This window comes from Ramlibacter sp. P4_H7, assembly GCF_056400765.1.
The window spans coordinates 68,967-93,468 of the sequence record NZ_JBFUKP010000005.1 but is presented as its reverse complement, the minus strand read 5'-3'; the positions used below and the strand labels follow the sequence as shown (position 1 = coordinate 93,468).

Genomic DNA, 24,502 nt, shown 5'->3' with positions numbered 1-24,502 from the left:
GCACCCGCCTGCTAACCGGCGTCCTGGAGCGCGAGTCCGGCCATGCGCAGCGCGCCGGAGAAGCTGCGCGCCACCGCGATGAACAGGTTGGTGTGGCAGAACAGGGCGTCGGGGACGCCGCAGGCGGCGGCGAGTTGCGCTTCCCGCAGGCCGCCCCACGCCTTGGGCAGGTCCATGCGCGACGCGAAGGTGTCCTTGCCGGCGGGCGCCGTGCGCAGCACGAAGCGCTGGCCGCTCTCGTCCGATTCCGGGTAGAGCACCAGCAGCACGTCCGGCATCTCGTCGACCACGACCGAGGTCCAGGGCATGCCGCCTTCGGCCAGGTACAGCACCCTGCCTTCCAGCAGCCGCTCGCTGGCGCGCACCTTGTCCGCGGCGAGCTCCTGGCCGATCCGGCGCAGCACCAGGCGCTCCAGCAAGCGCTGCATCATGGCCATGGCTTCGCCAAAGCGCTCCATCTGCAGGTTCGCCTTGCCGGCGCCATCCAGCCCCTGTTCCTCCAGCCACGTGCTGTTCAGCAGGGCCAGCTGGCTGGACAGGCCGGCGACACCGGGCGACACCACCTGCGCCCCGGTGTCCACCAGGTCCAGGTAGCGCACGAGCGAGGCATCGGCGTCCTGCACCACCTGCGCGATCTTCTCCTCGGCCAGCGTGTGTCCCATGCGCTGCGCCGCCTGCCGCACGTAAGACGCGCCGAATTCGCGCCAGACCAGTCCGGCGCTGGCGTAGCCCTCGGCGCGCACCGTGGCGCCCGATGCGTCCACCCGCACCCGAGCGCCATCGAAGCCGCGCTGGTGGTGGTCGAAGCGACCGCGCCCGGGATCCCACTCGCCGCCGACATCGACGGCGAAATCCGCCGCGGCCACTTCGCGCGGCTCGCGCGTGCGGACGATCTCGTGCTGCGGATGGAGCGCAGCGAGCACGGCGACGCCGAAGACGTCGTCGGCATGGAACGAGCCGCTGTGCGTCGCGATGCGGGGATGCACCACGCTCATGAGAGCAGGTCGAACAGCGTGCGCGCGATCACCTTGGTCGCGCGGCGCAGGTCTTCCAGTTCCAGGTGCTCGTCGGAGCGCTTGGCGTTCGACTCGAGGACGGTGCGCGGCCCCGCGCCGTAGATGACGCCGGGGACGCCCGCCTCGCCGTACAGGCGCACGTCGGTGTAGAGCGGCGTGCCCATCGCGGGAATGTCCTGGCCGAACAGCGTCTTGCCGTGCCGCTGGATCGCGTCCACCAGCGGCTGGTTGCCAGCCAGCGGCTGAAGCGGCTTGGCCAGCAGCATGCGCCGGATGTCCACCGTGATGCCAGGGACAGTGGCCGCCGCATCGGCGATGACCCTGCGGACGGACGCTTCCACTTCCTGCGGGTTCTCTTCGGGGATCATGCGGCGGTCCAGCTTGAACACGACCTTGCCGGGGACCACGTTGGTGTTGGTGCCGCCCTCGATGAGGCCCACGTTGAGGTAGGGATGCCGGATCCCGGCGACCTTGGAGCTCACCTGCTGGTACAGCGTGTTCCGCGCGTACAGCGCGTTCAGGATCTTCACCGCGCCCTGCAGCGCATCGACGCCGGTTTGGGGGACGGCCGCGTGCGCCATCTTGCCGTGCACCGTCACCTCCAGCTGCAGGCAGCCGTTGTGCGCGGTGACCACTTCGTAGCTGAAGCCGGCGGCGATCAGCAGGTCGGGCCGGGTCAGCCTGTTCTTCAGCAGCCAGCCCGGGCCGAGTTCTCCGCCGACTTCCTCGTCGTAGGTGAAGTGCAGCTCGATGCCGCCCTTGAGCGGCGCCTTCAGTGACTCCAGCGCGCGCACCGCGAAGGTGAAGTTCGCGAAGTCGCTCTTGCTCACCGCGGCGGCGCGGCCGTAGAGCTTGCCGTCGGCGATCTCGCCGCCGTAGGGATCGTGCGTCCAGCCTTCGCCGGGCGCGACGACGTCGCCGTGGGCGTTGAGCGCGATCGTGCGGCCCTCGCCGTAGCGGCGCCGCACGATCAGGTTGGTGATCGACTGCAGGCCGTGCGCCTTCACTTCGGCCTCCGGCACCGGGTGCTTCTCGGCCTCCATGCCGAAGCCCTTCAGCAATTCGGCGGTGCGCTCCGCGTGCGGTGCGTTGTTGCCGGGGGGCGTGTCGGTGGGGACGCGGACCAGCTCCTGCAGGAAACGGACTTCCTCGTCGAAGTGCGCGTCGATCCAGGCGTCGAGTCGTTCGTAGTCGTTCATTGCGTGTCCTTGGCCAGCTGTTCCAGCAGGTGCTGGAAGGCGAGCACTCCCAGGTGGATGTCGTCGCTGGTGGTCGATTCCAGCGGGTTGTGGCTGATGCCGGCGTTCTGTCCGCGCACGAACAGCATCGCCTGCGGCATCACTTCGTGCAGCTTCATCGCGTCGTGGCCGGCGCCGCTGGGCATGCGGTACAGCGGCACGCCCAGCGATTGCACCGCGCCTTCCCAGCGCTGCTGCCATTCGGGCGCGCTGGGCGCGGCGGCGGCGCGCATCGTTTCCTCCACGCTGTGACGCAGCCCGCGGCGCTCGCAGATCTCCCCCAGCCTGGCGAGCACGTCCTGCGCCAGGGCGTCCCGCTGCGGGTCGTTGGGCGCCCGCAGGTCGAGCGAGAACAGACACCGTCCCGGCACGACGTTGATGGAGCCGTTGGGGACCTGCAGCATGCCGATCGTGCCCACGGAATCGCCGTCGCGCGCCGCGCGTTGCTCGACGTAGAGCGCGAGTTCCGCGACCGCCACCGCGGCGTCGCGCCGGCGGTCCATGGGCGTGGTGCCGGCGTGGCTGGCCATGCCCATGACCTCGCACTGGTAGCGCACGCCGCCGTTGATGGAGGTGACGATGCCCAGCGGGATGTCCAGTTCGTTGAGCACCGGTCCCTGCTCGATGTGCACTTCCACGAAGCCGAGGTAGCGCGCGGGATCGCGCTGGAGCGCGGAGATCGCTGCCAGCGTCGCGGGCAGGCCGGCGTTGCGCATGGCGTCGCGCATCGGGATGCCGTCCGCGTCCTTCTGGTCCAGCCAGGCCGGGTTGAAGTGGCCGGTCAATGCGCCCGATCCCAGGAAGGTGGCCTTGTAGCGCTGCCCTTCCTCCTCGGCGAAGCCCACCACCTCGATGCCGAAGGGCAGGCGGCGCTTCGCCTGCGCGAGCTCGCGCACGCAGGCCATCGGCGTGAAGATGCCGAGGCGGCCGTCGTACTTGCCGCCGTTGCGCACGGTGTCGTAGTGCGAGCCGGTGAGCAGGACTTTCGCTCCCTCCCCCGCTGGGGGAGGGCTGGGGTGGGGGCGTTCTTCAGCGCGATACCGCCCGACCACGTTGCCCACCGCATCGACCTCGACCTCGTCGAAGCCGCAGGCGCGCAGCTCGTCGGCCAACTGTTTCGCCGCGGCCCGGTGCGCGTCGGTGAGGTAGGTGACGGTCAGCTGGCCCTGTTCCGCGTAGCCCGGGTCGCTGTGCCGCGCGAGTTGTTCCTGCCAGTCCCACACGAGATTGCCCAGGGTCGGCTCGACGCCGAACTTGTCGTTCAGGCGCAGCTCCACGATCCGGTGGATGTTGCGCAGCGCCTCGGCCCGCTCGAAATCGGGGTGGTTCTCCAGCCGCCGCGCGAACGTGTCGATGATCTCCTGGCGGGACAGGCCGGTGCCGCGCGGTCCGCGCACCGCGAGGATGAAGGGAAGGCCAAACTTCGCGTTGTAGTCCGCGTTGAGCTGCTGGATGCGCGCGAACTCCGCGGGCGTGCAGTCGGTGAGGCCGGCCTTGCTTTGCTCGTTCGTCGATTCGCTGGTGAGCGTCTTGCTTACCATGGCCTTGCCGGCGAGTTCCGGGTGGGCCCGGATCAGCGCGAGCTGCCGGTCGGGTCCGGCGTTGCGCACGATGTCCGCCATCGCCTGCTTCAGGTGGCTGAGAGAGCGGAACGGCCGCTGCGCGAGCGCCTCCTGCGCGATCCAGGGCGAGTGCTCGTACAGGCCGTCCAGCAGGCGGGAGGCTTCGTCCGCGGAAGCGGCGTTCACTTGGTCGATGGTGAGGGGCATGTCAGCCCTCCGGGTAGGGGTGGACCTGTTTCCAGTGGCGGGCGATGTCGATGCGGCGGCAGACCCACACGCGATCGTGCCTGGCGATGTGGTCCAGGAAGCGCTGCAGCGCCGTGATGCGGCCGGGGCGGCCGAGCAGGCGGCAATGCATGCCGATGCTCATCATCTTCGGAGCCTCGTCGCCCTCGGCGTAGAGCGCATCGAAGCTGTCGCGCAGGTACTGGAAGAAGGGATCGGCATGCGAATAGCCCTGCGGCAGGGCGAAGCGCATGTCGTTGCAGTCCAGCGTGTAGGGCACGACCAGGTGCGGTGCGGTGCTGCCGTCGGTCTTGCGCACCTTCATCCAGAAGGGCAGGTCGTCGCCGTAGTAGTCGCTGTCGTATGCGAAGCCGCCGTGGTCCACGACCAGGCGCCGCGTGTTCGGGCTGTCGCGGCCGGTGTACCAGCCGAGCGCGCGCTCGCCGGTGAGCCGGGTGAGGATGTCCATCGCCGTGCGCATGTGTTCGCGCTCCACGGCTTCCAGCACGTTCTGGTAATGGATCCACTTCCAGCCATGGCAGGCGATCTCGTGGCCGAGTTCCACGAAGGCCTGCGTCACCTCGGGGCAGCGCTCCAGCGCCATGCTCACGCCGAACACCGTCAGCGGCAGGCCGCGCCGCTCGAACTCGCGCAGGATGCGCCACACGCCCGCGCGCGAACCGTATTCGTAGATGCCCTCCATGCTCATATGGCGCTCGGGGTACGAGGCCGGATTGAACATCTCGGAGAGGAACTGCTCGGACCCCGCGTCCCCGTGCAACACGCTGTTCTCGCCGCCTTCCTCGTAGTTCAGCACGAATTGCACCGCCACCCGCGCCTGGCCGGGCCACTGCGCATGCGGTGGGTTGCGGCCGTAGCCGGCGAGGTCGCGCGGATAGGCAGCGGTGCTGTCGTAGATCCTGGAGTCGACGGGCCCGGCGGCGCCGGGCTGCCCCGCGAGGGGGTGCGAATTGGCTTGAGGCGGCTCGGCGCGGCGTTCGGAGTTCATGCGAGGGCGAGGGCGATGTCGTGGGAGGGAATGGTGCGGTCGAAGGCGAGGCTTTGCTCCACGTGCTGCAGGTGCTCGTCCATCAGCTTCACCGCGCGTTTCTCGTCCTTCGCGGCCAGGGCCTTCACCAGTTCCACGTGTTCTTCCTGCGAATGGGCGGCGAAACTGTCCCGCTGGTACATCAGCGTGATCAGCGAGCTGCGCGAAACCAGGTCCCGCAGGATCTGCGCCAGCACGCCGTTGCCGGCCAGCTCGGCGATGCGCACGTGGAAGTCGCCCAGCAGCTGCTGTCGTTCGCTGGTGTCGTCGTGGCCCATTGCCGCCTTCTCCTGCGCCATGTGCTCGCGCAACGCCTTGATCTTGGCCGGCGTGACGTTGCGGATGAACTCGCGCACCATCTCGGCTTCCAGCAGCCGGCGCACCTGGAACACCTGCCGCGCCTCCACCGCATTGGGCGCCGCGACGAAGGCGCCGCGCGCGGGCTCCATCCTCACCAGGTGTTTCTGCGCGAGCTGGAACAACGCCTGCCGCACGAGCGTGCGCGAGACCCCGAAGTGGTCGGCCAGCTTCTGTTCCGCCAGCTTGGTGCCCGGCTGCAGCCGGTGCTCGACGATGGCGCGCGTCAGCGCCTCGACGATGGTGCGGGTGGGGGAGGGCGCCTGCATGGCGGGCATGATAGCCCCAAAGCTGAAAAGTGTATACACTGCGGTGGACAATCTCTGGAGATCGCCATGGGCCTCAGCACCCACGTCCTCGACACCATGAACGGCACGCCGGCGGCCGGGATGGGGGTGGAGCTCTACGCCATGGGCGGTGCGGCTCCGGCTCTGGTCAAGCGCTTCGTGCTGGACAAGGATGGGCGCAACCCGGACGGACCGCTGTTCGACAACGACAACCTGCAGCGGGGCACGTACCGGCTGGTGTTCGACGTTGCGGCGTACTTCCGCTCACGCGGCGTCGCCCTGCCGGACCCGCCCTTCCTGGACCGCGTCACGCTGGACTTCGGCATCGCGCACGCCAGCCAGCATTACCACGTGCCCTTGCTGGTGAGCCCGTGGAGCTATTCCACCTACCGCGGCTCCTGAAACGAAAAAGGCCGGCGGGTGCCGGCCTTTGTTCGGGGACGCGAAGCTCAGTCCTGGCCTTCGGTCAGGGTGTCCAGCTGGAAGCGGCCGCTCTTGTGCCACAGCCAGGTGTCGGTGTAGACCACCTTGCCCATGCGAGCCGGTGCCGGGAAGGGCGCCGCGTCGCGCACCGTCTTTTCGATCTGCGCCATCACTTCGGGCGCGTGCTTGGGCGCGCGCATCCAGTTCATGGTGCGCACGTAGCCCTGGCTGTCGACCTCCACCTGCAGCACGCCCACGGCGTAGAGCAGGGGAGGCAGGCGGCCCTTCCAGATCTTGTCCTGGTTGAGCGCATAGATGTGGTGGGCGGCGTCGGCGCGATAGGCGCGCGGATTGGTCGCCTGCGAGGTCCGGGCGTTGGCCGGTGCGGCCGGGGCCACGCGCGGTGCCGTGGCGACGGTGGCCGGCGGTGCCGAGGCGCGCGGAGCCTCCGGCGGGGCGGAGGTCGAGCAGGCCGCGAGCAGGGCAGCGCCGAGCAACGCGGGGGTCAGGGGACGCAGGGTGCGGTGATACTTCATCATGGGTCCTGGCGAGGTGGAACGCAGGCTGTCTGCCGGCGCGAATCTACAACGGCGGCGCACGCCGCAATGATGACCTTGGTTACCAAAAGCTTCGTGTCCTTGCCTTTCGCTGCAGAGTAAAGATGCTGCCCCTGCAAGAAGTCACAAACCGGCTCGCCGAGGCCGACGCGGTGTTGGTCTCCGTCCACGAAACTGCCGGGTCCGTGCCGCGCGAACGCGGCGCATGGATGGCGGTTTTTGCCAACACCCTCATCGGCACCATCGGCGGCGGCCACCTCGAGTTGCAGGCGATCGAGGAGGCGCGCCGGCGCCTGGAGGGCGGCACCGGCGATCCGGTGCTGCGCTACGCCCTCGGACCCTCATTGGGACAGTGCTGCGGAGGCGTGGTGCACCTGCGCTACGAGCGGCTCGGCGCCGCCGACGCGCGGTCCCTTGTTAAGCGGTTTTCGGACAACGCGCCACCGGTTGCGTTGTTCGGCGGCGGCCACGTCGGCAAGGCGCTGGTGCAGGTGCTGGGGACGCTGCCGTTTGCCGTGACCTGGATCGACAGCCGCGACGAGATCTTCCCGGCGGAGGTGCCCGACAACGTGCAGTGCGAGCACTCCGATCCCGTGCACGCGGCCGTCGCGCAGCTGGCGCCGCGCTCGCGCGTGCTGGTCATGAGCTTCAGCCACGCCGAAGACCTGGACATCGTGGCCGCCTGCCTGCGACGCCTGCGCGAACGCGGCGACCTGCCCTATGTCGGCCTGATCGGCAGCAAGACCAAGTGGGCCACCTTCCGCCACCGGCTGGAAGAGCGGGGCTTTCGCAAGCAGGAACTGGCGCAGGTCACCTGCCCGATCGGCGTGCCCGGCATCACGGGCAAGGAGCCGGCCGTGATCGCGGTCGCGGTGGCGGCCCAGCTGCTGCAGGCGCCACTTTCTTGAAGCGGACAAACTGTATACACTTTGGTCCACAGGTCGCAGCGGCGCACGACAGGCGCGACCTTCCTCTGCTCAGAGCGCCCGCGGTGGTGAGCAGGTCCCTTCGCCGAGATGCCATGGAAAGCTATCTGCTCGACTGGGCCAACCTGCTGCTGCGCTGGCTGCACGTGATCACCGCCATTGCGTGGGTGGGCTCTTCCTTCTACTTCGTGTTCCTGGACAGCAGCCTCGTCGCGCCCCAGGACGCCAAGCTGCGCGCCGAGGGCGCCACCGGCGAGCTGTGGGCCGTGCACGGCGGCGGCTTCTACCACCCCGTGAAGTACGCGGTGCAACCGCCCTCGCTGCCACCGCACCTGCACTGGTTCTTCTGGGAAAGCTATTCGACCTGGATGTCGGGCTTCGCGCTGTTCACGGTCTCCTACTTGTGGAACGCCGGGACCTACCTGGTCGACAAGTCCCTGATGAACTGGTCACCGCCTGCGGCCGTCGCGGTCGCCTTGTCCTTCCTGGTGGTGTTCTGGCTGCTGTACGACGCGATCTGCCGGATCTTCGGCCAGCGCGACAAGGGCGACGCCATCGTCGGCGCGCTCGTGCTGCTGCTGGTGTGCGCGGCGTCCTGGCTGGCCTGCCACTGGTTCGCCGGACGCGCGGCCTTCCTGCTGGTGGGCGCGATGATCGCCACGTCCATGAGCGCCAACGTGTTCTTCTGGATCATCCCCGGCCAGAAGAAGGTGGTGAAGGCGATCGAGGCCGGCGAACCGGTGGACCCGATCCACGGGTTCCGCGGCAAGCAGCGCAGCGTGCACAACACCTACTTCACGCTGCCGGTGCTGTTTGCGATGCTCTCCAATCACTACGGCTTCCTGTACACGCACCGGCTCAACTGGCTGGTGCTGATCCTGATGATGTTCGCGGGCGCCGCGATCCGCCAGTTCTTCGTGATGCGCCACGGCTGGAAGCTCGGACGCAACCGCAACCCTGCCGGCTATGCGCTGGTGGGCGTGGCGGCGATCGCCGCCACGCTGGTGTGGCTCGCCCCGCAGCCCAGCGAGGTGGCGAAGGCGCCGACCGCTGCCGCCAGCTACGCCGCGGTGCAGAAGGTGCTGGAGCAGCGCTGCTACCAGTGCCACGGGGCGCAGCTGCAGATGAAGAACGTGCGACTCGATTCCGCCGACGGCCTGAAGCTGCACGCGCAGGCTGTCTACCAGCAAGCCGTGGTGGCCAGGACCATGCCGCTGAACAACGCCACGCAGATCACCGACGGTGAGCGCGCCTTGATCGGGCAATGGTTCCAGGAGGGCGCGAAGACGCAGTAGGTGACGACACCAGGAGGAATGATGCGAGAGACAACAGGGCGGACGTTCCGCTGGATGGTTGGCGCGACGGTCGCCGCGATGGTGGCTGCTTGCGGTGGTGGCGGAGGCGATGCCGGCGCAGGGGGTGGCGCTGCACCGCTGCCGGGGCCCACGCCGGATGCGCGCAACGGCAGCTACACGCTGATGGCGGCGGACGCCCGCGAGTACGCGCTGGCCCTGGACTTCGATGCCAACACCTACCGGGTCACCGGCAACGGCGTGGACCAGGCCGGCAGCATCGCGGCCCAGGGCGGCGTGTTCTCCTTCCTGCCCGGCAATGCCGTCGGCGCGACCGGCGCCAGCACCACGCGCTTCAGCCTGGCGACCCACACGGTGATCGGGGAGTTCGCGCTGCCCGGGGGCGCCGTGCCCTTCGTGGCGCCGCGCAGCTTCGTCAACACGCTGGCCGGCGCCGTCGGCACCTACAGCTTCCTGGGCCGCACGGTCGACACCGCGGGCGGCGCGCCCAACACGACCATCCAGCAGGCCGAAATCACCGCGGACGGCCACCTGCGCACCTGCGACGACAGCACGATCTTCTCCATCGGCAGTTGCCCGGTGAGTTCCGTGACGACGGGCACGGTCACGGTGTCCGGTGACCAGTTCACCGCGGCCACCAGCGGCGGCAACATCCCCTTCCGAATCGCGCAGGTGGGCGCGGACAAGGTGTTCCTGCGCGCCAGCGCCTCCACCGGAACCACGCGGCGGTTCATCGTCGGCGTCCCGGCCGGCTCTTCCATTGCCACCGGCAGCTTCACGGGCGGGACGACCGAGCCGGCCTGGGGCACGGTCAGCCTGACGGCCGGGAGCTTCACCAGCACGGGCACCTCGCCCTCGGGCGTGACCACGACCCAGACCGGAACGGCAGCGCCGCTCGCCGTCAGCGGCATGGGCAACGTGACGGTCGTCACCACCACCGCCGCCGGCAACTTCTTCGCCACTCGCACCTCCGAGCTGGGCGTGGTCGTGGCCGGCCGCAACAGCAGCCAGGCGCCCGGCTTCATGGCGATCGGCAAGGTGCAATAAGGACAGCGGCGGGTTACGGCGCGGTTACCGCGTCACAATCGGCGCAGGAGACACGACATGACCGCGCCCGATCCCCGCCAACAGCCCCGCGCCTTCCTCGAACACCTCTACCGCGCGGCGGTGCGCCGGGCGCTGCCGCTGCACAACACCGCGCCATTCCTGCCGCGCCCGCCCAAGGGCCGCACGCTGGTGTTGGGCGCAGGCAAGGCCGGCGGCGCGATGGCACAGGCGGTCGAAGCGCTGTGGCCCGCCGATGCGCCGATCTCCGGCCTGGTGGTCACGCGTTACCACCACACGCCGCCGCGCCCGGCGGGACTGCCGCAGCGCATCGAGGTGGTGGAAGCCGCGCACCCGGTGCCCGATGCCGCGGGGCTGGAGGCGGCCGGGCGGATCCTCGCGCTGGCGCAGGGACTGACGGCGGACGACCTGGTGCTTTGCCTCATCTCGGGCGGCGGCTCGGCGCTGCTGACGCTGCCGGCCGAGGGCCTGTCGCTGGAAGACAAGCAGCGGATCAACCGCGAACTGCTGGACTCGGGCGCCAACATCACCGAGATGAACTGCGTGCGCAAGCACCTGTCGCGCATCAAGGGCGGGCGCCTGGCGGCCGCCTGTGCCCCGGCGCAGGTGGTGACGCTCACCATCAGCGACGTGCCGGGCGACGATCCGTCGGTCATTGCGAGCGGCCCGACGGTGCCCGACGCCACCAGTTGCGCCGACGCCGTCGCGATCCTGCAGCGCTACGGAATCGAAGTGCCCGGCGCCATCATGAGCCTGCTGGAGCAGGGCGCGCTGGAAACGCCCAAGCCCGCCGATGCCGTGTTCCAGGGACAGCAGGTGCACATGATCGCCACGCCGCAGCAGTCGCTGGAAGCCGCCGCCGCGGCCGCGCGCGATGCGGGACTGACCGCCCACATCCTCAGCGACGAGATCGAAGGCGAATCGCGCGAGGTCGGCAAGGTGCACGCGGCGCTGGCGCGCGCGGTGGCGCAGCGTGGCCAGCCCTTCCGCCGGCCCTGCGTGATCCTGTCCGGCGGCGAGACCACCGTGACCGTGCGCAAGCAGGCACCGGGCACCCCCCGCGGGCGGGGCGGCCGCGCCGGCGAGTTCTGCCTGGGACTCGCACAGGCCTTGCAGGGGCAGTCCGGCGCCTGGGCGCTGGCCGCCGACACCGACGGCATCGACGGCGTGGAAGACAACGCCGGAGCCTTCGTGGCGCCCGACACCCTGCAGCGCGCGCAGGCGCTGGGCATGAAGATCGACAGCTACCTGGGGCGCAACGACGCCTACGGTTATTTCCACGCGCTGGGTGACCTGGTGGTCACCGGCCCCACCCACACCAACGTCAACGATTTCCGCGCGATCCTGCTGCTCTGAGCTTCAGGACAGCAGCCCGGCGAGCAACTGCGGGTGCACGGGCCAGCCCGCCAGCCCGGCGATTCCCATGAAGCTGCCGAACAGGCCGGGAACCAGCGCCAGGCCATAGAGCCACCATGCCTGCGTGAGCGAAGCGACGGCCAGGGCGGCGATGGCGATCGCGATGCCGGCGTCGGCCAGGTCGAACTGGTCGTCGCGCTCGTTCAGGCGGTCGTAGGTCTTCTGGTCCTCCTGTGCCTGCTGCAGCAGTTCCGCCTTCTTCTGCGCCTGCTCGGTGGCCAGCGACTCGTAGCGGGCGACGGCGGCGTCGTAGTCCGCCCGCTCCGCCGGGGCTTTCGCGCCGGCCTGCAGGCGCAACTGCACCGCGGTGGCGCGGGCCAGCTCCTCGCGCAGGTTGCGCGCCTGGTAGAAGGCCCAGTGGTCCACCTTGTCGGCCTGGGCCTGCTGCATGGCCTGCACGATGTTGTCATCCTTCACCTTGCACACGCCCATCACGGTGCTGAGCAAGGCGACGGTGAGCGCCACGGCGGCATTGAGGCGCGAGGCCCGGGCCTCCACGGTGTCGAGTGGGTTGAGATCCATGGGCGGGATTGTGCCGTCGCGGCTAGCCGGCAAAACGGCGGGCGAATTCGTCCGCGAGGTGGTCGACGAACGCCCGCACCCGCAGGGTGGACTGGTGGCGGGGCGGGTACACGGCATAGATGTCCGCGGGGGGCGACTGCCAGTTCTCCAGCACCTGCCGCAGGCGCCCGCTGCGCAGGTAGCGGGCCACGTCCCACTCCGCGCGCAGCACGATGCCGTGCCCGGCCAGCGCCCAGTTGACGGCGATCTCGCCGTCGTTGGTGCTCAGGCGGCCGCGCACGCGCACGGTTTCCACCCGCTTGCCGGAACGCAGGCGCCACAGGCCGTAGACCTCGTCGCCCTGGCGGATCGCGATGATGCTGTGTCCCGCCAGGTCGTGCGGGGTGCGGGGCGTGCCGATGCGTTGCAGGTAGGCGGGCGAGGCGCACAGCAGCCGCCGGTTGGGCGCCAGCAGGCGGGCCACCACGCGGGCGTCGGGCGGCTCGCCGAAGCGCACGCAGACATCGAAGGCATCGTCGGTCAGCGGCGGCGGGTTGACGGACAGCTGCAGCTGGACCTCCACCTTGGGATGCGCCCGCGCGAAGCTGGCGATCGCCGGCGCCACGTGCGTGCGGCCGAAGCCGAGCGTGGCATTCACGCGCAGCAGCCCGCTCGGTTCCGAACGCGCGCCCTGCAGCTCGCGCTCCAGGGTCTCGATCTCGCCGAGGATGCGCCGGGCGCTGGCCAGGTAGGTCTCGCCTTCGTGCGTCAGTGCCAGCCGCCGCGTGGTGCGATTGAGCAGGGTCACGCCCAGACGGGCCTCCAGCGCGGCGAGGCGCTTGCTCACCGCGGGCGGGCTCACCTGCAGCTCGCGGGCGGCGGCGGCGAGGCTGCCGCAGCGCATGAGGACGCTGAAGAACTGCATTTCCTGGGAAGCGGCCGAATGCGGCATTCGTGAGACACCGGTCATGAATCGACGCATTCTGCCGTGCCTGCATCGGGGTCGGCGCGGGAGGGCGCTGGTAAAGTGACTCCAGCTGAGAGGAGCGCGGCATGTCGAACGGGAAGTCCGGTGGGGCCCAGGACCGGGCGGAGATCGAGGCGGTCCAGGACCGCATCGCCAAGCGCATCAAGGAGCTGCGGGGCTTCGACGCGTCCACGATCAAGGATCGCTGGGACACGCGGCTGGACGTGGCGCAGAAGAACGTGAACAAGCTGGTCGCCGAGGCCTTCGGCCTGGGCTCGGCGCTGTACAAGCAGCACGCCATCGGCCCGCTGGACGCGGCGCTGGACACCGCGCTGGGCGATCGCTTCACTGAAGACGAGTTCCACGAGGAAGTGAGAAAGTCCCTCGCCGCCGCGATGGCGCGGCTGACCGCGGTCAGCAAGGTCCTCGACGAACGCCTCAAGCAGCCGGCGAAGCCCCCGGCAGCGGAGCCTGCTCCAGCGCCAACGCCTGTATCGGAGCCGGAGCCCACGCCGGCGCCGACGCCGGCGCCGACGCCGGAGCCGACGCCAGCACCGACTCCTGCACCCACCCCGGCACCCACACCAGCGCCGACTCCAGCGCCGACTCCAGCGCCGACGCCAGCGCCGACGCCAGTACCAACTCCAGCGCCGACGCCGGAGCCGACGCCTGCACCTACTCCGGCCCCGACTCCGGCGCCGTCGCCAGCCCCGACTCCGGCGCCGACCCCTGCACCGACTCCGGCTCCGACACCAGCACCGACACCAGCCCCGACGCCTGCGCCAACCCCGGCCCCCACACCTGCACCGACGCCTGCACCGACGCCGGCGCCCACTCCGGCACCAGCACCCGCTCCGGCCCCCGCGCCCGCCACATCGTCCGCCACCAGCACCAGCCGGGTCGCGGTGATCTGCCGCGCCGGGGACGAGTCGGCCAAGGCGCTGGCGGCCTACCTCAAGCAACTGGGGATCGAGGTGGCGATGGGAGGTTCCGGGGCCGGACCCACGCCCGACGCCCTGGAGAAGTTGCGCAATGTCGAGTTCGCCATCCTGATGCGCTCGGACCGCCCGCTGGAGACCGGCTTCCTGCTCGGCGCCTTGCGGGCCCAGCGCGTCTGCCTCCTGCTTCCCGCGTCGGGCTCGGCACCCGGCCTGGACAGCCTCGCGCGCATCGCGCTCGATCCGGGCGGCGTGTGGCGCCTGCTGCTCGCCCGCGAGATGAAGCAGGCGGGCCTGGACATCGACCTCAACAAGGCGCTGTGAACCGGCGGCGGCATTGCTGCCGCCCAGGTTAACAATGGTGTGAATTCGCGCGCGTCCTTTCCGGCGCCACGGGACTACAGTGCCCGGTGAAAGGATTCCTCCCATGAAGACCTACAAGATCGCCTGCATCCCGGGTGACGGCATCGGCAAGGAAGTCATCCCGGCCGGTCAGGAAGTGCTGCAGGCGCTGGCCGCCGGCGGCGCCGGTTTCGACTTCGCATTCACCAGCTTCGGCTGGGGCGGCGACTGGTACCGCGCACACGGCAAGATGATGCCGGACGACGGCCTGGACGCGCTGCGCGACCAGGACGCGATCCTGTTCGGTTCCGCCGGCGACCCGCACATCCCGGACCACATCACGCTGTGGGGCCTGCGCCTGAAGATCTGCCAGGGCTTCGACCAGTACGCCAACGTGCGGCCGACGCGCATCCTGCCGGGCATCGACGCGCCGCTGAAGCGCTGCACGCCCAAGGACCTGGACTGGGTGATCGTGCGCGAGAACTCCGAGGGCGAATACGCCGGCGTGGGCGGCCGCGCCCACCAGGGCCACCCGATGGAGGTGGCCACCGACATGAGCATCCTCACGCGTGTGGGCGTCGAGCGCATCATGCGCTTCGCGTTCAAGCTCGCGCAGTCGCGCCCGCGCAAGCTGCTCACCGTGGTCACCAAGTCCAACGCGCAGCGTCACGGCATGGTGATGTGGGACGAGATCGCGCTGCAGGTCAGCAAGGAGTTCCCGGACGTCAAGTGGGACAAGGAACTGGTGGACGCCTGCACGGCGCGCATGGTCAACCGCCCGGCGTCGCTCGACACGCTGGTCGCGACCAACCTGCACGCCGACGTGCTGAGCGACCTGGCCGCGGCTCTGGCCGGCAGCCTGGGCATCGCGCCCACCGGCAACATCGATCCCGAGCGCCGCTATCCCAGCATGTTCGAGCCCATCCACGGCTCGGCCTTCGACATCATGGGCAAGGGCCTCGCCAACCCGGTGGGCACCTTCTGGAGCTGCGTGATGCTGCTGGAGCACCTGGGCGAGAACGAAGCCGCCGCGCGCCTCATGCGCGCGATCGAGGAAATCACCGCGGACCCGAAGCTGCACACCGGCGACCTCGGCGGGACTGCGAAGACGAAGGACGTCACCGCGGCCGTGATTTCCCGGTTGAAGAACCGCTGAATCCGTGCCACAACGCACGGCCTGCAGTCCATCAGAACACAAGGAGACATCCGGATGAAACGCATTCTTTCGACCGTGGCGCTGGTCCTGCTGGCGCCGGTCGCCCTGGCCCAGGGCGTGACTTGCCCCGACAAGAACGTGATGTACTGGCAGGCCTTCCCGCCCGGCGGCGAGTCGGACCTGTCGGCGCGGCACCAGCAGGTGGTGCTGCGGAAGAAGTGCCCCAACATCGAGACCATCATCCAGTACAAGGCCGGTGCCGGCGGCGCGCTGATGTGGACGCAGATGAACCAGCTGCCCCCGGACGGCGTCAACGTCGTCGGGGTCAACCTGCCGCACATCGTGTTCCAGCCGATCGAGGGCACCGTGCAGTACAAGACTGCCGACGTCACGCCGGTGTTCTGGTTCCACTTCACGCCCGACATCCTCGTCGTGCCCGAGCAGAGCCCGATCAAGAACTTCCAGGACTTCGTGAAGGCGGCCAAGGCCAATCCGGGCAAGCTGAGCCTGGGCGGCTCCGGGCAGTTCTCCGCCAACCACGCGGCGCACGAGCGCCTCGATGCCGCCTTCGGCATCAAGACGCTGTACGTTCCCTTCAAGGGCACCGGTGACATGGCGACCTCGGTGCTCGGGATGCAGGTCGACGGTGCGATGACCTACACGCCCTTCGCCATCGGCAACAAGACCCGCGTGCGGCCGCTGGCGGTGGCGATGGAAACGCGCCACCCGCTGATGCCCGACGTCCCGACCTTCAAGGAGCTGGGAGTCGACTGGGTCGACGGCGCCTACCGCGGCATCGGCGTTCCCAAGACCACCCCGCCGGAAGCGCGCAAGCGAATGTCCGACCTCTGGCGCGCGCTGAACAACGATCCCGAGATGAAGGAACTCGCGGCCAAGAGCGGCTTCGAGCTGGTGAACGTCGGCGTCGAGGAAATGGACGGCTTCATGGCCGGCAAGACGAAGCTGTACACCGAGGGTGCGGCCCGCATGGGCCTGGGCAAGAAGTAACGACTGCCTCCTACAACGGCCGAGCCGCACGGCGCCCTACCATGGGCGCCGTTTTCGTTGCTGCCCATGAATCCCGCCAAGGTCCCGCGCAGACCGCGCGTGCTCGTCCTCATCGACTTCATCAACCCGCTGGACTTTCCCGGCGCGGAGAAGCTCGCCCCGGGCGCGCTGGAGGCCGCGAAGGCCACGCTGCGGCTGCGCGGCAGGCTCGACGCCGACAACGTGGCGGTGGTCTATGCGAACGACAACTACGGCGTGTGGCAGTCCGACTTCCACAGCCTGGTCGCGCAATGCGTGGCCCGCGACGACATCAGCGGCGAGATCGCGCGGCTGCTGTCGCCCCGCGCCACCGACCTCACGCTGCTGAAACCGCGGCACTCGGCCTTCTACTGCTCGCCGCTGGAACTGCTGCTCAAGGACATGGGCGCGAAGGAGCTGATCCTCGCGGGGCTGGCCGCGGACATCTGCGTGCAGATGACGGCCGCCGATGCCTTTCTGCGCGGATTCGAGAAGGTCTGGGTGCCCTCCGACTGCACGGCGGCGGAAACGGCGAAGGCGAAGACGAATGCGCTGGCCTACATGCGCGACATCCTCAAGTGCGACGTGCGCTCTTCGCGCGCGCGCCGAAAGTAGTCTGGAGGTGAGGGCGGAAGACGTAGGCTGGTGGTGAGCGCGAAGCCGAACCCCAGCGGTCGCGCGCAGCGCTGGGGTTCGCAAAGCTCACCGCCAGCCTACGAAGACAGCTCACCGCCAGCCTACGAACACAGCGCCTTGACCTGTTCCGGCACGGGCACCGCGCGGATGGCCGTTGCATCGCCGTCGCGACGCGCGGCGAAGATGCGGACCTCGTCGCACTCCATCACCAGCTCTTCGCCGCGGAGCACGCGGTAGCGCTGCACGAAGCTCTTGCCGCGCCATTCGGCGATGCTGGTGTGGATCTGCAGCGTGTCCCCGTAGCTGGCGGTCCGCACGAAGGTCGCGTGGGTGTCGACCAGGGGCGTGCCGATGATGCCCATGGACTGCTCCGTCTCGTGCCAGGGCGGCACGCCGCAGGCGACGAAGAAGTGCCGCGAGGCCGCGTCGATCCAGCGGAAGAAGTTGGGAAACCAGACGATGCGCGCGGGGTCGCAATCGCCGAATTCCACGCGCACGGTGTAGACGATTTCCTTCATGGTCAGCCCATTTTCCCAGGCAGCCACAGCGCGATGATCGGGAAGGAGATCAGGATCACCAGCCGGAAGATGTCGGTTGCCACGAAGGGCAGCACGCCGCGGAAGATGGTGGTGAAGCTCACGTCCGGCACCACGCTCTTGATCACGAACACGTTCATGCCCACCGGCGGGTGGATCAGGCCCAGCTCCACGGTCATCACGATGATGACGCCGAACCAGATCGGGTCGAACCCTAGCTGGGTGATCACGGGGAAGATGATGGGCACGGTCAGGATGATCATGGCCATGGCATCCATCAGGCATCCCAGCACCAGGTACATCACCATGATCAGCGCCAGCACGCCGTACGGGCCCACGCCCAGGCCAGTGAGGAAGGCGGTGAGCTTCTGCGGCGTCTGCGTGATGGTGAGGAAGTAGCCGAACATCAGCGCGCCGATCAGCACGGTGAACACGGCCGCGGCCGTGCGCGTCGCCGACAGCAGCGCCTCCTTGATCTTGGCGCGGTCGAGCTTGCCGCGCACCAGCCCCAGGATGAAGGCGCCGCTGGCACCCACGCCGCCCGCCTCGGTCGGCGTGAAGAAGCCGCCGTAGAGGCCGCCGATCACGAACAGGAACAGCACCAGGGGCGCCCACACGTTCTTCAGGTCGACGATGCGCTCGCCCCAGGGCTTGGCCTCGCCGCGCGGCAGCCAGTCGGGCCGGACCTTCACGATGATCATGATGGTCACCACGTAAAGCAGCATCGCGAACAGGCCGGGGATGACGCCCGCCATGAACAGCTTGCCGATGTCCTGCTGGGTCAGGATGGCGTACACCGCCAGCACCGTGGAGGGCGGCAGCATCGCGCCCAGCGTGCCGCCGGCGGCGATCACCCCGGTGGAAAAGGATTGCGGATAGCCGAAGCGCCGCATCTCGGGATAGGCGACGCCCGAGAAGGTGGCGGCGGTGGCGACCGAGGAGCCGCAGATCGCCGCGAAGCCGCCGCAGGCCAGCACGGTGGCGACGCCCAGGCCACCGCGCAGGTGGCCGATCATGGAGTTGGCGGCCTTGAACAGCTCGCGGCTGACGCCCGACACCGACACCAGCGCGCCCATCAGCATGAACATGGGAATGACGCCGAAGGTGTAGTCGGTCACCGTGCGCATCGAGGTCTGGCCCACCAGCTTGAGGGCCGGGCCGACGCCCGCGATCATGCTGTAGCCGGTGATGCCGACCAGGCCCATGGCCATGCCGACGGGGACGCGCAGCAGCATCAGCGCGAACAGGGCAACGAAGCCGACGAGGGCGAGCAGGTCCGTGTTCATTCCACCGCTTTCTGTTCGAAGTGTTCGTCGTGCAGCGCCTCGGGCTTGAACACGAGACGCCAGGTGCGGATGGCAATGAGGATCACGGCGCAGACGTCGCCGATCCAGGCGACCGCGTAGAACGGCCAGGTCGGGATGTTCAGGTCGTAGGTCAGCACGTGGTCGGCGTAGGTCAGCCGCACCTTGTCGAACAGCATCGCGGTCTGCACGGCGACCACGAACAGCAGCACCACGGTCGCGAACACGTCGATGATGCGCTGCCTGCGCGGGTTCACGGCGCCCCACAGCAGGTCCACCGTGATGTGCCCGCCGCGGTAGCTGGTGGCGGCGATGCCCCAGAAGATCAGGATGCCCAGCAGCATGCGGCCGAAGTCGTAGGAGTCGGGGATCGACGTGCTGAAGAACTTGCGCAGCAGCACGTTGACGAAGATGTTCAGCGCGACGATGCCGACGAAGATGGCGGCGAGCCACTCGATCGCGTTGATGAAGCGGTCCGCGGAGTTCTTTTTCATGGGGGCCCGGATGGAACGAGGGCCGGCCTGCCAGTGCGGCAGGCGCGGCCCCGTGCGCTGCGGCTTAGAGCGCCGCCTTGTACTTCACCAGGTTCGCCTTGAGCGACTCCATCACCTTCGCCGGGTCCTGCCCCACCTTCTTGACGCTGTCCGCCCATTGCGCCTCACCTCCGGCGGTGGCATCGCGCCAGGCCTTCAGCTGCTCGGGCGTGAGTTTGTAGACCTCGTGGCCGGCGGCGGCCATCTTGGCGCGGCCGGCGAATTCGAAGTCGGCCCAGGGCGTGGCGACCTTCTCGGCCCACTCGGTGGTGCAGTGGTCGTCGATCACCTTCTTCTGGCCGGCCGACATGCCGTCGTACTTCGCCTTGTTCATGACCCAGACGAAGGGCGTGACGTACAGCGGCGCGTCCATGTGGTACTTGACCACCTTGTCGATGCCGAACAGAGGGATCGAGCCCCAGGGGAAGGTGATCGCATCGGCCACGCCGCGCTCCAGCATGTCGCGCGATTCGGGCGCCGAGGCCTGCACGTTGGTGCCGCCGAGGCTGGTGACCATCTGGCCGATAGTGCTGGTGGCCGGCCGGATCTTCATGCCCTTGATGTCGGCGGGCACGGTGATCTTCTTGCGGGCGTGGAAGGTGCCGGGGTCGTGCACGAAGGCGAAGCACACCTTCACGTCCTTCATCTCCTGCGCCGCGTACTGCTTGTACCAGGCGTCGATGGCGGCGGTGCCGCCCTTCGCGTTGGCGAAGAGGAAGGGCAGCGAGGCGCCGGCCATGACCGGGAAGCGGCCCGGCTGGTAGCCGGGGTTCACGTACGCGAAGTCGGCGATGCCGTCGCGCGCCATGTCGTAGTGGTCGAAGGCCTTGCCCAGCTGCTCGCTCGGGAACAGGGTGGCGGTGATGGTGCCGTTGGAAGCCTTCTTGATGTCGTCGGCCCACGCCTGCAGGCTGGGGTTCAGCGGGTGCTGGGCGGGAACCCAGCTGGAGAGCTTCAGCAGGACGGGCTTGTCCTGGGCTTGCGCCAGGCCGGCGGCGAGCGCGAGGGCGGCGGCAAAGGCCGCGGCCTTCACGGGGATGGGGTTGCGCATGGGGTCTGTCTCCTCGGTGGCGATCAACGATCGATTACTTTGTATAACGAACTGCGCGACGCCGTCATCGTGGTTTACCTTGAGGACGGCGCCGCGCGACCGGTCGGTCAATGGACTTTCGCGTGCGGTTCCCCATCGGCCAGGCCGCGCGGCTTGCGCACCCAGCGCACCGGCACCGCCTTCAGGGGCCGCGGCGGCGCCCCGTGCTGCACCAGGGCCGCGTCCAGGGCCTTGCCGCCCTCGTCGGTGAGCGCGGCTTCGCGCGCGGCGCGGACGGCGCCCGCCGCTTCCGCCGGCACGCCACCGTGCGCCAGGTGCTCCAGCACGTGCAGCAGGTTTTCCTTGCCGCGTTCGTTGGTGGAGCCGTAGCCCTTGACCAGCCGGCCGCACAGCGCGATCTCGTGGCCCAGCGTCCAGTCGAGACGCGTGCCGGCGATCACTCCCTGCAGCCACTGGCCGATCATCTTCTGCTCCAGCGCGAAGCGGCTTCCCTTGGGCCGCAGCCACTTGAGCGAGGCAAGCGTGCGCAGCGCCAGCATGCCCGACACGCTGTGCGTGCCGATCTTCAGCGGCAGGGCCCAGGGGGGGCGGCCGCGCACCGTCCGGTTGCGGTCCCACGCGACGAGCCGGCCCGCCAGTCCCGCGGGCAGCAGGGAAGCGAGTTCCGGCACGCCGGGCTTGAAGTGGTCGTAGACCTTCAGCAGGTCGTCCTCGCCCGCCTTCACCTCGCCCTGCACGCGGGTCCAGCGGGAGGCGCGGCTCTTCAAGTCGGCCACGCGCACGATGTCGTCGAACGCCATCCATAGGGCAAGCCAGCGCGCCATCTCCCGGGTGATGGCGAAGCCTTGCACCCCTTGCGGGTCGGCCTCGCGTTCGGCGGCCAGCACGGAGTGCAGGCGCTGCACGTAGAGCTCGGCGTAGTCCTGGCCCTGGTAGTCGAGCAGGCGGGCGTAGCCCAGGCCGAACATCTCTTCGACCGTCTGCGGAAAGGCGCCGGCATGGCGATGCTGCGCGGGCGATGCCTGGGGCGCCAGCGTGCCCGCCGGCATCGCGGGCTGCGCCAGCTCCAGCACCTGCGCCACGTAGTCGCTCTTCGCCTTGCCCTGCGCCACGATGTCGAAGGCCTGCGCGAAGCCGCGCAGGCTCGCTTCCGCGCCCTTGCCGCCGGCCCTGACGACCGATTCGTAGTCCTCGCGCCGGAACGGGAACAGGCCGCTGCCTGCGATCGCGCCCAGCATCACCGCGCTGACCACCGTGCCGGCCTCCCTGGCGATGCCGGCCATGTCGAACACCTGGTGCGCGCGGCTGAACCGCTGCACCAGCTTCGACAGTTCGGCCGCATCCGTGCGGCCGTCGCCCAGCTGCATGCGTTCCTGCGTGGTGAGCGTGCGCGCGGACGACGTGATGACCAGCGTGCGCTCGGGCGAGCTCATGCCGTTGCCGACCTGGCGCGCCGTCTCCAGCAGTTCCGAGGAGACCATCGCGTCCAGCGCGCCCGGCACCGGGTTGAGGCTGAACACCGGGCGCTTGCCGCCCAGGTCCTTGATGGGGACGGGAAACACTTCGACGTAGTAGGTCGTGGCGCCGGTGCGCTGCGCGACACCGGGGATGGAGGTGGCCTGCGCGGCGTAGCCGGCCTGCCGTGCGATGTCGACCAGCCATTCGGTCAGGACGCCGCCGCCTTCGCCGCCGAGCGCGCAGACCAGCAGGGAGATGGGAGCGGCGTTCATGCGGGCTGCAGCGCGCGGACGAGGGCGCCGCGCAGGGAGTGGAGCAGGCGCTCGTGCCACTTCGGGTTCTGCACGACCTCGGCGCGGTAGAAGCTGGGACACAGCGTCGCGGCATGCGCGTTGGCGCCGCACAGGCCGCAGCCCACGCAGCCGTCGATCACCGTGGCCACCGGGTCCACCTTGAGCGGATCGGGATTGTCCTTGAGCGTGAGCGTGGGACACCCGGACAGCCGGATGCAGGCGTGGTCGCCGTTGCACACGTCCTCGTCCACGCCGTACTTCACGCGCACCACGCGCTTGCCTTTCTGCAGCAGGCCGGCGATCCAGGGCTTGATGCGGCGCTGGCGCTCCAGCTGGCATTCGCCCTCGGCGATGATCACCTTCAGGCCGTCGAAGTCGCTGGTGAAGGCGTCGGTGAGCGTCTTGCGCACCTGCCCCACCTCGTACGTGTGCACGGTGCGCATCCATTGCACGCCCAGCCCCTTCAGCGCGGACTCGATGGTCTGGTTGCTGTCGACGATGCTGCGCGCCTTGTCGGTCGCGGCGGCCTTCGCGGCCTCGCTCGGCGTCGACAGGATCTCCTGCGTGCCGGTGGCGGAGGTGTAGCCGTTCTTGAAGATCAGCAGCACGGCATCGTCGCCGTTGAACAGCGCGCTCTGCACGCCGGTGAGCAGGCCGTTGTGCCAGAAGCCGCCGTCGCCCATGATCGCCAGCGTGCGCCGCTGCATCATGGGCGAGACGCCGGCGCGCGAGGCGAGCGACATGCCGTAGCCCAGGATCGAGTGGCCCATGGAAAACGGCTCGAAGGTGCCGAAGGCATGGCAGCCGATGTCGGCAGCGATGTGCACGTTGCCGATGTCCTGCTGCGCGAGCTTGAGCGCGGAAAACACCGGACGCTCCGGGCAGCCGATGCAGAAGCCCGGCGGGCGCACGGGCAAGGGCTTGGCCAGCGCGGCGGCTGCGGCCTGGCGGCGCTCCGTGTTGCCGGTGAGCCAGCGGCGTGCCGCCTCCGTCGCGGGCCCCGGCAGGTAGCTGGCGGCGAACTGTGTGAGGCCCGTGGCGAGCGTCTCCACGCTGTATTCGCCGCCCGAGGGGAGCAGGTCCTTACCGTGCAGGCGCGTCTGGATGTCGCGGCGGCGCAGCAGCGTGGCGATCTCCTGCTCGATGAATTCCGGCTGCCCTTCTTCCACCACCAGTACCGCGCGCTTGCCGATGCAGAAGTCCGCCACCTGCTCCGGCACCAGCGGGTAGGTGACGTTCAGGCACAGGATGGGGAGGGCGGTCTCGCCGAAGGCATCGGCCAGCCCCAGTTGCTGCAGGCTGCGGATCAGCGCGTTGTAGAGGCCGCCCTGCACGACGAGGCCCAGGTCGCCGAGGGTGCCGCCGAACAGCTCATTGAGTTTCTGCTCGACGATGTATTTGCGCGCGGCCGGGATGCGCTGTTCGCCCTTGAGCTTTTCCTGGCGGAAAGTCACCGGCGGATGCGCCAGCTTCATGTAGTCGAAGGCGGCGGGGTTCTCCATCAGGTCGCGCGTGGACACCGCCGGCCGGACGTTGTCCTTGGCCTGGAAGCTGCCGCGCACGTGGCAGGCCCGGATGCGCAGTTCCAGGATCGCTGGCATGTTGGACGCCTCGGAGAGGCGGAACCCTTCCTCCACCATCCGCGTCATCACGCCGAGGTCGGGCCGCGGGTCCAGCAGGCACATGCTGGACTTCAGTGCGAAGGCATGCGTGCGCTCCTGGATCACCGAGGCGCCTTCGCCATAGTCCTCGCCCACCACGATCAGCGCGCCGCCGGTCACGCCCGGCGAGCTGAGGTTGGACAGCGCATCGGCGGCGACGTTGGTGCCGACGATCGACTTCCACGTGACGGCGCCGCGCAGCGGGTAGTGGATGGACGCGCCCAGCATCGCCGCGGCCGACGCCTCGTTGGAACAGGCCTCGACGTGCACGCCCAGCTCGTCCATGTAGCCCTTGGCCTGCACCATCACGTCCAGCAGGTGCGACACCGGTGCGCCCTGGTAGCCGCCGACGTAAGCCACGCCGGACTGCAGCAGCGCCTTGGTGATCGCGATGATGCCCTCGCCGTGGAAGGTCTCGCCCGCGCCCAGGCGCAACGACTCGATTTCCCTGCTGAACGAAACTTCCAAGGCGCATCTCCGGCGAACTGCAACGCGGCAGTGTCCCGGATTCGCCGCCATCGCTCAATCCAATGAAGCGACTAAGCGGTATGCAATGGCTGCATGTGGAATCAATCGATTCGCGGGCGCTCAACTTGTTGCATTTCCCCGGTGCCCGTCGCATTCGAATGGTCCAGCTGGACAGGTGCTCGCCGGTCGGGCGCTGTTG

23 protein-coding genes are annotated in these 24,502 nt (G+C 69.1%); 9 read left to right on the top strand and 14 right to left on the bottom strand.

Going from position 1 to position 24,502, the window contains the following annotated elements:
• Positions 1–11 precede the first annotated feature (11 nt).
• From AC1DSA_RS08995 to AC1DSA_RS08975, 5 genes are read right to left on the bottom strand one after another with little or no spacing between them, the layout of a single operon-like run.
• A complete protein-coding gene (locus AC1DSA_RS08995; protein ID WP_477888218.1) occupies positions 12–986 on the bottom strand; it encodes an MYG1 family protein in 975 nt (324 codons plus the stop codon).
• Between the two features lie 5 nt (positions 987–991).
• Positions 992–2,215 (bottom strand): M20 family metallopeptidase, encoded by a 1,224-nt coding sequence (locus tag AC1DSA_RS08990; RefSeq protein ID WP_477888216.1) that lies wholly within the window; start codon positions 2,213–2,215, stop codon positions 992–994.
• The gene (gene uraD, locus AC1DSA_RS08985) at positions 2,212–4,023 is read right to left on the bottom strand and encodes a 2-oxo-4-hydroxy-4-carboxy-5-ureidoimidazoline decarboxylase (RefSeq protein WP_477888214.1); all 1,812 of its coding nucleotides are present in this window, start codon (positions 4,021–4,023) and stop codon (positions 2,212–2,214) included. The genes AC1DSA_RS08990 and uraD overlap by 4 nt, the downstream gene beginning before the upstream one ends.
• A gap of 1 nt (position 4,024) precedes the next feature.
• Entirely contained in the window at positions 4,025–5,050 is a 1,026-nt protein-coding gene (gene puuE, locus AC1DSA_RS08980) for an allantoinase PuuE (RefSeq protein WP_477888212.1), read from the bottom strand.
• Entirely contained in the window at positions 5,047–5,715 is a 669-nt protein-coding gene (locus AC1DSA_RS08975) for a GntR family transcriptional regulator (RefSeq protein WP_477888210.1), read from the bottom strand. The genes puuE and AC1DSA_RS08975 overlap by 4 nt, the downstream gene beginning before the upstream one ends.
• 66 nt (positions 5,716–5,781) lie before the next feature.
• Between AC1DSA_RS08975 and uraH the strand changes: the two genes are divergently transcribed.
• Positions 5,782–6,135: a hydroxyisourate hydrolase gene (uraH, locus tag AC1DSA_RS08970; RefSeq protein WP_477888209.1), complete on the top strand. Its 354-nt coding sequence runs from the start codon at positions 5,782–5,784 to the stop codon at positions 6,133–6,135.
• A gap of 47 nt (positions 6,136–6,182) precedes the next feature.
• Here uraH and AC1DSA_RS08965 read toward each other — a convergent pair whose 3' ends face one another.
• A complete protein-coding gene (locus tag AC1DSA_RS08965; RefSeq protein WP_477888207.1) occupies positions 6,183–6,692 on the bottom strand; it encodes a hypothetical protein in 510 nt (169 codons plus the stop codon).
• 125 nt (positions 6,693–6,817) lie between these two features.
• Here AC1DSA_RS08965 and xdhC point away from each other — a divergent pair, with 125 nt between their 5' ends.
• From xdhC to AC1DSA_RS08945, 4 genes are all read left to right on the top strand, one after another.
• On the top strand, positions 6,818–7,621 hold the full coding sequence (gene xdhC, locus AC1DSA_RS08960; protein WP_477888205.1) for a xanthine dehydrogenase accessory protein XdhC: 804 nt from the start codon (positions 6,818–6,820) through the stop codon (positions 7,619–7,621).
• A 113-nt stretch (positions 7,622–7,734) separates the two neighbouring features.
• A complete protein-coding gene (locus AC1DSA_RS08955) occupies positions 7,735–8,934 on the top strand; it encodes a urate hydroxylase PuuD (protein WP_477888203.1) in 1,200 nt (399 codons plus the stop codon).
• Positions 8,935–8,955: 21 nt separating this feature from the next.
• Positions 8,956–9,999 (top strand): hypothetical protein, encoded by a 1,044-nt coding sequence (locus AC1DSA_RS08950; RefSeq protein ID WP_477888201.1) that lies wholly within the window; start codon positions 8,956–8,958, stop codon positions 9,997–9,999.
• A gap of 57 nt (positions 10,000–10,056) precedes the next feature.
• On the top strand, positions 10,057–11,373 hold the full coding sequence (locus AC1DSA_RS08945) for a glycerate kinase type-2 family protein (protein WP_477888199.1): 1,317 nt from the start codon (positions 10,057–10,059) through the stop codon (positions 11,371–11,373).
• A gap of 3 nt (positions 11,374–11,376) precedes the next feature.
• Here AC1DSA_RS08945 and AC1DSA_RS08940 read toward each other — a convergent pair whose 3' ends face one another.
• Both AC1DSA_RS08940 and AC1DSA_RS08935 read right to left on the bottom strand, forming a co-directional pair.
• Positions 11,377–11,955: a DUF4337 domain-containing protein gene (locus AC1DSA_RS08940; protein WP_477888197.1), complete on the bottom strand. Its 579-nt coding sequence runs from the start codon at positions 11,953–11,955 to the stop codon at positions 11,377–11,379.
• Positions 11,956–11,977: 22 nt separating this feature from the next.
• Positions 11,978–12,904: a LysR family transcriptional regulator gene (locus tag AC1DSA_RS08935; protein ID WP_477888195.1), complete on the bottom strand. Its 927-nt coding sequence runs from the start codon at positions 12,902–12,904 to the stop codon at positions 11,978–11,980.
• Positions 12,905–12,987: 83 nt separating this feature from the next.
• Between AC1DSA_RS08935 and AC1DSA_RS08930 the strand changes: the two genes are divergently transcribed.
• From AC1DSA_RS08930 to AC1DSA_RS08915, 4 genes are all read left to right on the top strand, one after another.
• Positions 12,988–14,163, top strand: coding sequence for a hypothetical protein (locus AC1DSA_RS08930; RefSeq protein WP_477888193.1), 1,176 nt, complete (start codon positions 12,988–12,990; stop codon positions 14,161–14,163).
• 103 nt (positions 14,164–14,266) lie between these two features.
• The gene (locus tag AC1DSA_RS08925) at positions 14,267–15,337 is read left to right on the top strand and encodes a tartrate dehydrogenase (RefSeq protein WP_477888191.1); all 1,071 of its coding nucleotides are present in this window, start codon (positions 14,267–14,269) and stop codon (positions 15,335–15,337) included.
• Positions 15,338–15,391: 54 nt separating this feature from the next.
• On the top strand, positions 15,392–16,345 hold the full coding sequence (locus AC1DSA_RS08920; protein WP_477888189.1) for a tripartite tricarboxylate transporter substrate binding protein: 954 nt from the start codon (positions 15,392–15,394) through the stop codon (positions 16,343–16,345).
• Positions 16,346–16,411: 66 nt separating this feature from the next.
• Positions 16,412–16,978, top strand: coding sequence for a cysteine hydrolase family protein (locus AC1DSA_RS08915; RefSeq protein ID WP_477888187.1), 567 nt, complete (start codon positions 16,412–16,414; stop codon positions 16,976–16,978).
• Between the two features lie 122 nt (positions 16,979–17,100).
• On the opposite strand, the gene AC1DSA_RS08910 is transcribed toward AC1DSA_RS08915, so the two are convergent.
• The 6 genes from AC1DSA_RS08910 to AC1DSA_RS08885 all read right to left on the bottom strand — a co-directional run bounded on the left by AC1DSA_RS08910 (position 17,101) and on the right by AC1DSA_RS08885 (position 24,303).
• A complete protein-coding gene (locus AC1DSA_RS08910; RefSeq protein WP_477888185.1) occupies positions 17,101–17,517 on the bottom strand; it encodes an acyl-CoA thioesterase in 417 nt (138 codons plus the stop codon).
• Between the two features lie 2 nt (positions 17,518–17,519).
• Positions 17,520–18,821, bottom strand: a complete 1,302-nt coding sequence (locus AC1DSA_RS08905; RefSeq protein ID WP_477888183.1) for a TRAP transporter large permease — start codon at positions 18,819–18,821, stop codon at positions 17,520–17,522.
• Entirely contained in the window at positions 18,818–19,333 is a 516-nt protein-coding gene (locus tag AC1DSA_RS08900; protein WP_477888181.1) for a TRAP transporter small permease, read from the bottom strand. The genes AC1DSA_RS08905 and AC1DSA_RS08900 overlap by 4 nt, the downstream gene beginning before the upstream one ends.
• Positions 19,334–19,397: 64 nt before the next feature.
• The gene (locus tag AC1DSA_RS08895) at positions 19,398–20,423 is read right to left on the bottom strand and encodes a TRAP transporter substrate-binding protein (RefSeq protein WP_477888179.1); all 1,026 of its coding nucleotides are present in this window, start codon (positions 20,421–20,423) and stop codon (positions 19,398–19,400) included.
• 107 nt (positions 20,424–20,530) lie between these two features.
• Positions 20,531–22,153 carry an indolepyruvate oxidoreductase subunit beta family protein gene (locus tag AC1DSA_RS08890; protein WP_477888177.1) on the bottom strand — a complete coding sequence of 541 codons (1,623 nt, stop codon included), beginning with the start codon at positions 22,151–22,153 and terminating at the stop codon, positions 20,531–20,533.
• Positions 22,150–24,303 carry a thiamine pyrophosphate-dependent enzyme gene (locus AC1DSA_RS08885; RefSeq protein ID WP_477888175.1) on the bottom strand — a complete coding sequence of 718 codons (2,154 nt, stop codon included), beginning with the start codon at positions 24,301–24,303 and terminating at the stop codon, positions 22,150–22,152. Before AC1DSA_RS08885 ends, AC1DSA_RS08890 begins: the two co-directional genes overlap by 4 nt.
• Positions 24,304–24,502: the final 199 nt, after the last annotated feature.

Excerpts from the sequence above, each read along its gene's own strand:
- AC1DSA_RS08990 (WP_477888216.1), bottom strand. The coding sequence starts at position 2,215 with ATGAACGACTACGAACGACTCGACGCCTGGATCGACGCGCACTTCGAC.
- uraD (WP_477888214.1), bottom strand. The coding sequence starts at position 4,023 with ATGCCCCTCACCATCGACCAAGTGAACGCCGCTTCCGCGGACGAAGCC.
- puuE (WP_477888212.1), bottom strand. The coding sequence starts at position 5,050 with ATGAACTCCGAACGCCGCGCCGAGCCGCCTCAAGCCAATTCGCACCCC.
- AC1DSA_RS08975 (WP_477888210.1), bottom strand. The coding sequence starts at position 5,715 with ATGCAGGCGCCCTCCCCCACCCGCACCATCGTCGAGGCGCTGACGCGC.
- uraH (WP_477888209.1), top strand. The coding sequence starts at position 5,782 with ATGGGCCTCAGCACCCACGTCCTCGACACCATGAACGGCACGCCGGCG.
- AC1DSA_RS08965 (WP_477888207.1), bottom strand. The coding sequence starts at position 6,692 with ATGAAGTATCACCGCACCCTGCGTCCCCTGACCCCCGCGTTGCTCGGC.
- xdhC (WP_477888205.1), top strand. The coding sequence starts at position 6,818 with ATGCTGCCCCTGCAAGAAGTCACAAACCGGCTCGCCGAGGCCGACGCG.
- AC1DSA_RS08955 (WP_477888203.1), top strand. The coding sequence starts at position 7,735 with ATGGAAAGCTATCTGCTCGACTGGGCCAACCTGCTGCTGCGCTGGCTG.
- AC1DSA_RS08950 (WP_477888201.1), top strand. The coding sequence starts at position 8,956 with ATGCGAGAGACAACAGGGCGGACGTTCCGCTGGATGGTTGGCGCGACG.
- AC1DSA_RS08945 (WP_477888199.1), top strand. The coding sequence starts at position 10,057 with ATGACCGCGCCCGATCCCCGCCAACAGCCCCGCGCCTTCCTCGAACAC.
- AC1DSA_RS08940 (WP_477888197.1), bottom strand. The coding sequence starts at position 11,955 with ATGGATCTCAACCCACTCGACACCGTGGAGGCCCGGGCCTCGCGCCTC.
- AC1DSA_RS08935 (WP_477888195.1), bottom strand. The coding sequence starts at position 12,904 with ATGACCGGTGTCTCACGAATGCCGCATTCGGCCGCTTCCCAGGAAATG.
- AC1DSA_RS08930 (WP_477888193.1), top strand. The coding sequence starts at position 12,988 with ATGTCGAACGGGAAGTCCGGTGGGGCCCAGGACCGGGCGGAGATCGAG.
- AC1DSA_RS08925 (WP_477888191.1), top strand. The coding sequence starts at position 14,267 with ATGAAGACCTACAAGATCGCCTGCATCCCGGGTGACGGCATCGGCAAG.
- AC1DSA_RS08920 (WP_477888189.1), top strand. The coding sequence starts at position 15,392 with ATGAAACGCATTCTTTCGACCGTGGCGCTGGTCCTGCTGGCGCCGGTC.
- AC1DSA_RS08915 (WP_477888187.1), top strand. The coding sequence starts at position 16,412 with ATGAATCCCGCCAAGGTCCCGCGCAGACCGCGCGTGCTCGTCCTCATC.
- AC1DSA_RS08910 (WP_477888185.1), bottom strand. The coding sequence starts at position 17,517 with ATGAAGGAAATCGTCTACACCGTGCGCGTGGAATTCGGCGATTGCGAC.
- AC1DSA_RS08905 (WP_477888183.1), bottom strand. The coding sequence starts at position 18,821 with ATGAACACGGACCTGCTCGCCCTCGTCGGCTTCGTTGCCCTGTTCGCG.
- AC1DSA_RS08900 (WP_477888181.1), bottom strand. The coding sequence starts at position 19,333 with ATGAAAAAGAACTCCGCGGACCGCTTCATCAACGCGATCGAGTGGCTC.
- AC1DSA_RS08895 (WP_477888179.1), bottom strand. The coding sequence starts at position 20,423 with ATGCGCAACCCCATCCCCGTGAAGGCCGCGGCCTTTGCCGCCGCCCTC.
- AC1DSA_RS08890 (WP_477888177.1), bottom strand. The coding sequence starts at position 22,153 with ATGAACGCCGCTCCCATCTCCCTGCTGGTCTGCGCGCTCGGCGGCGAA.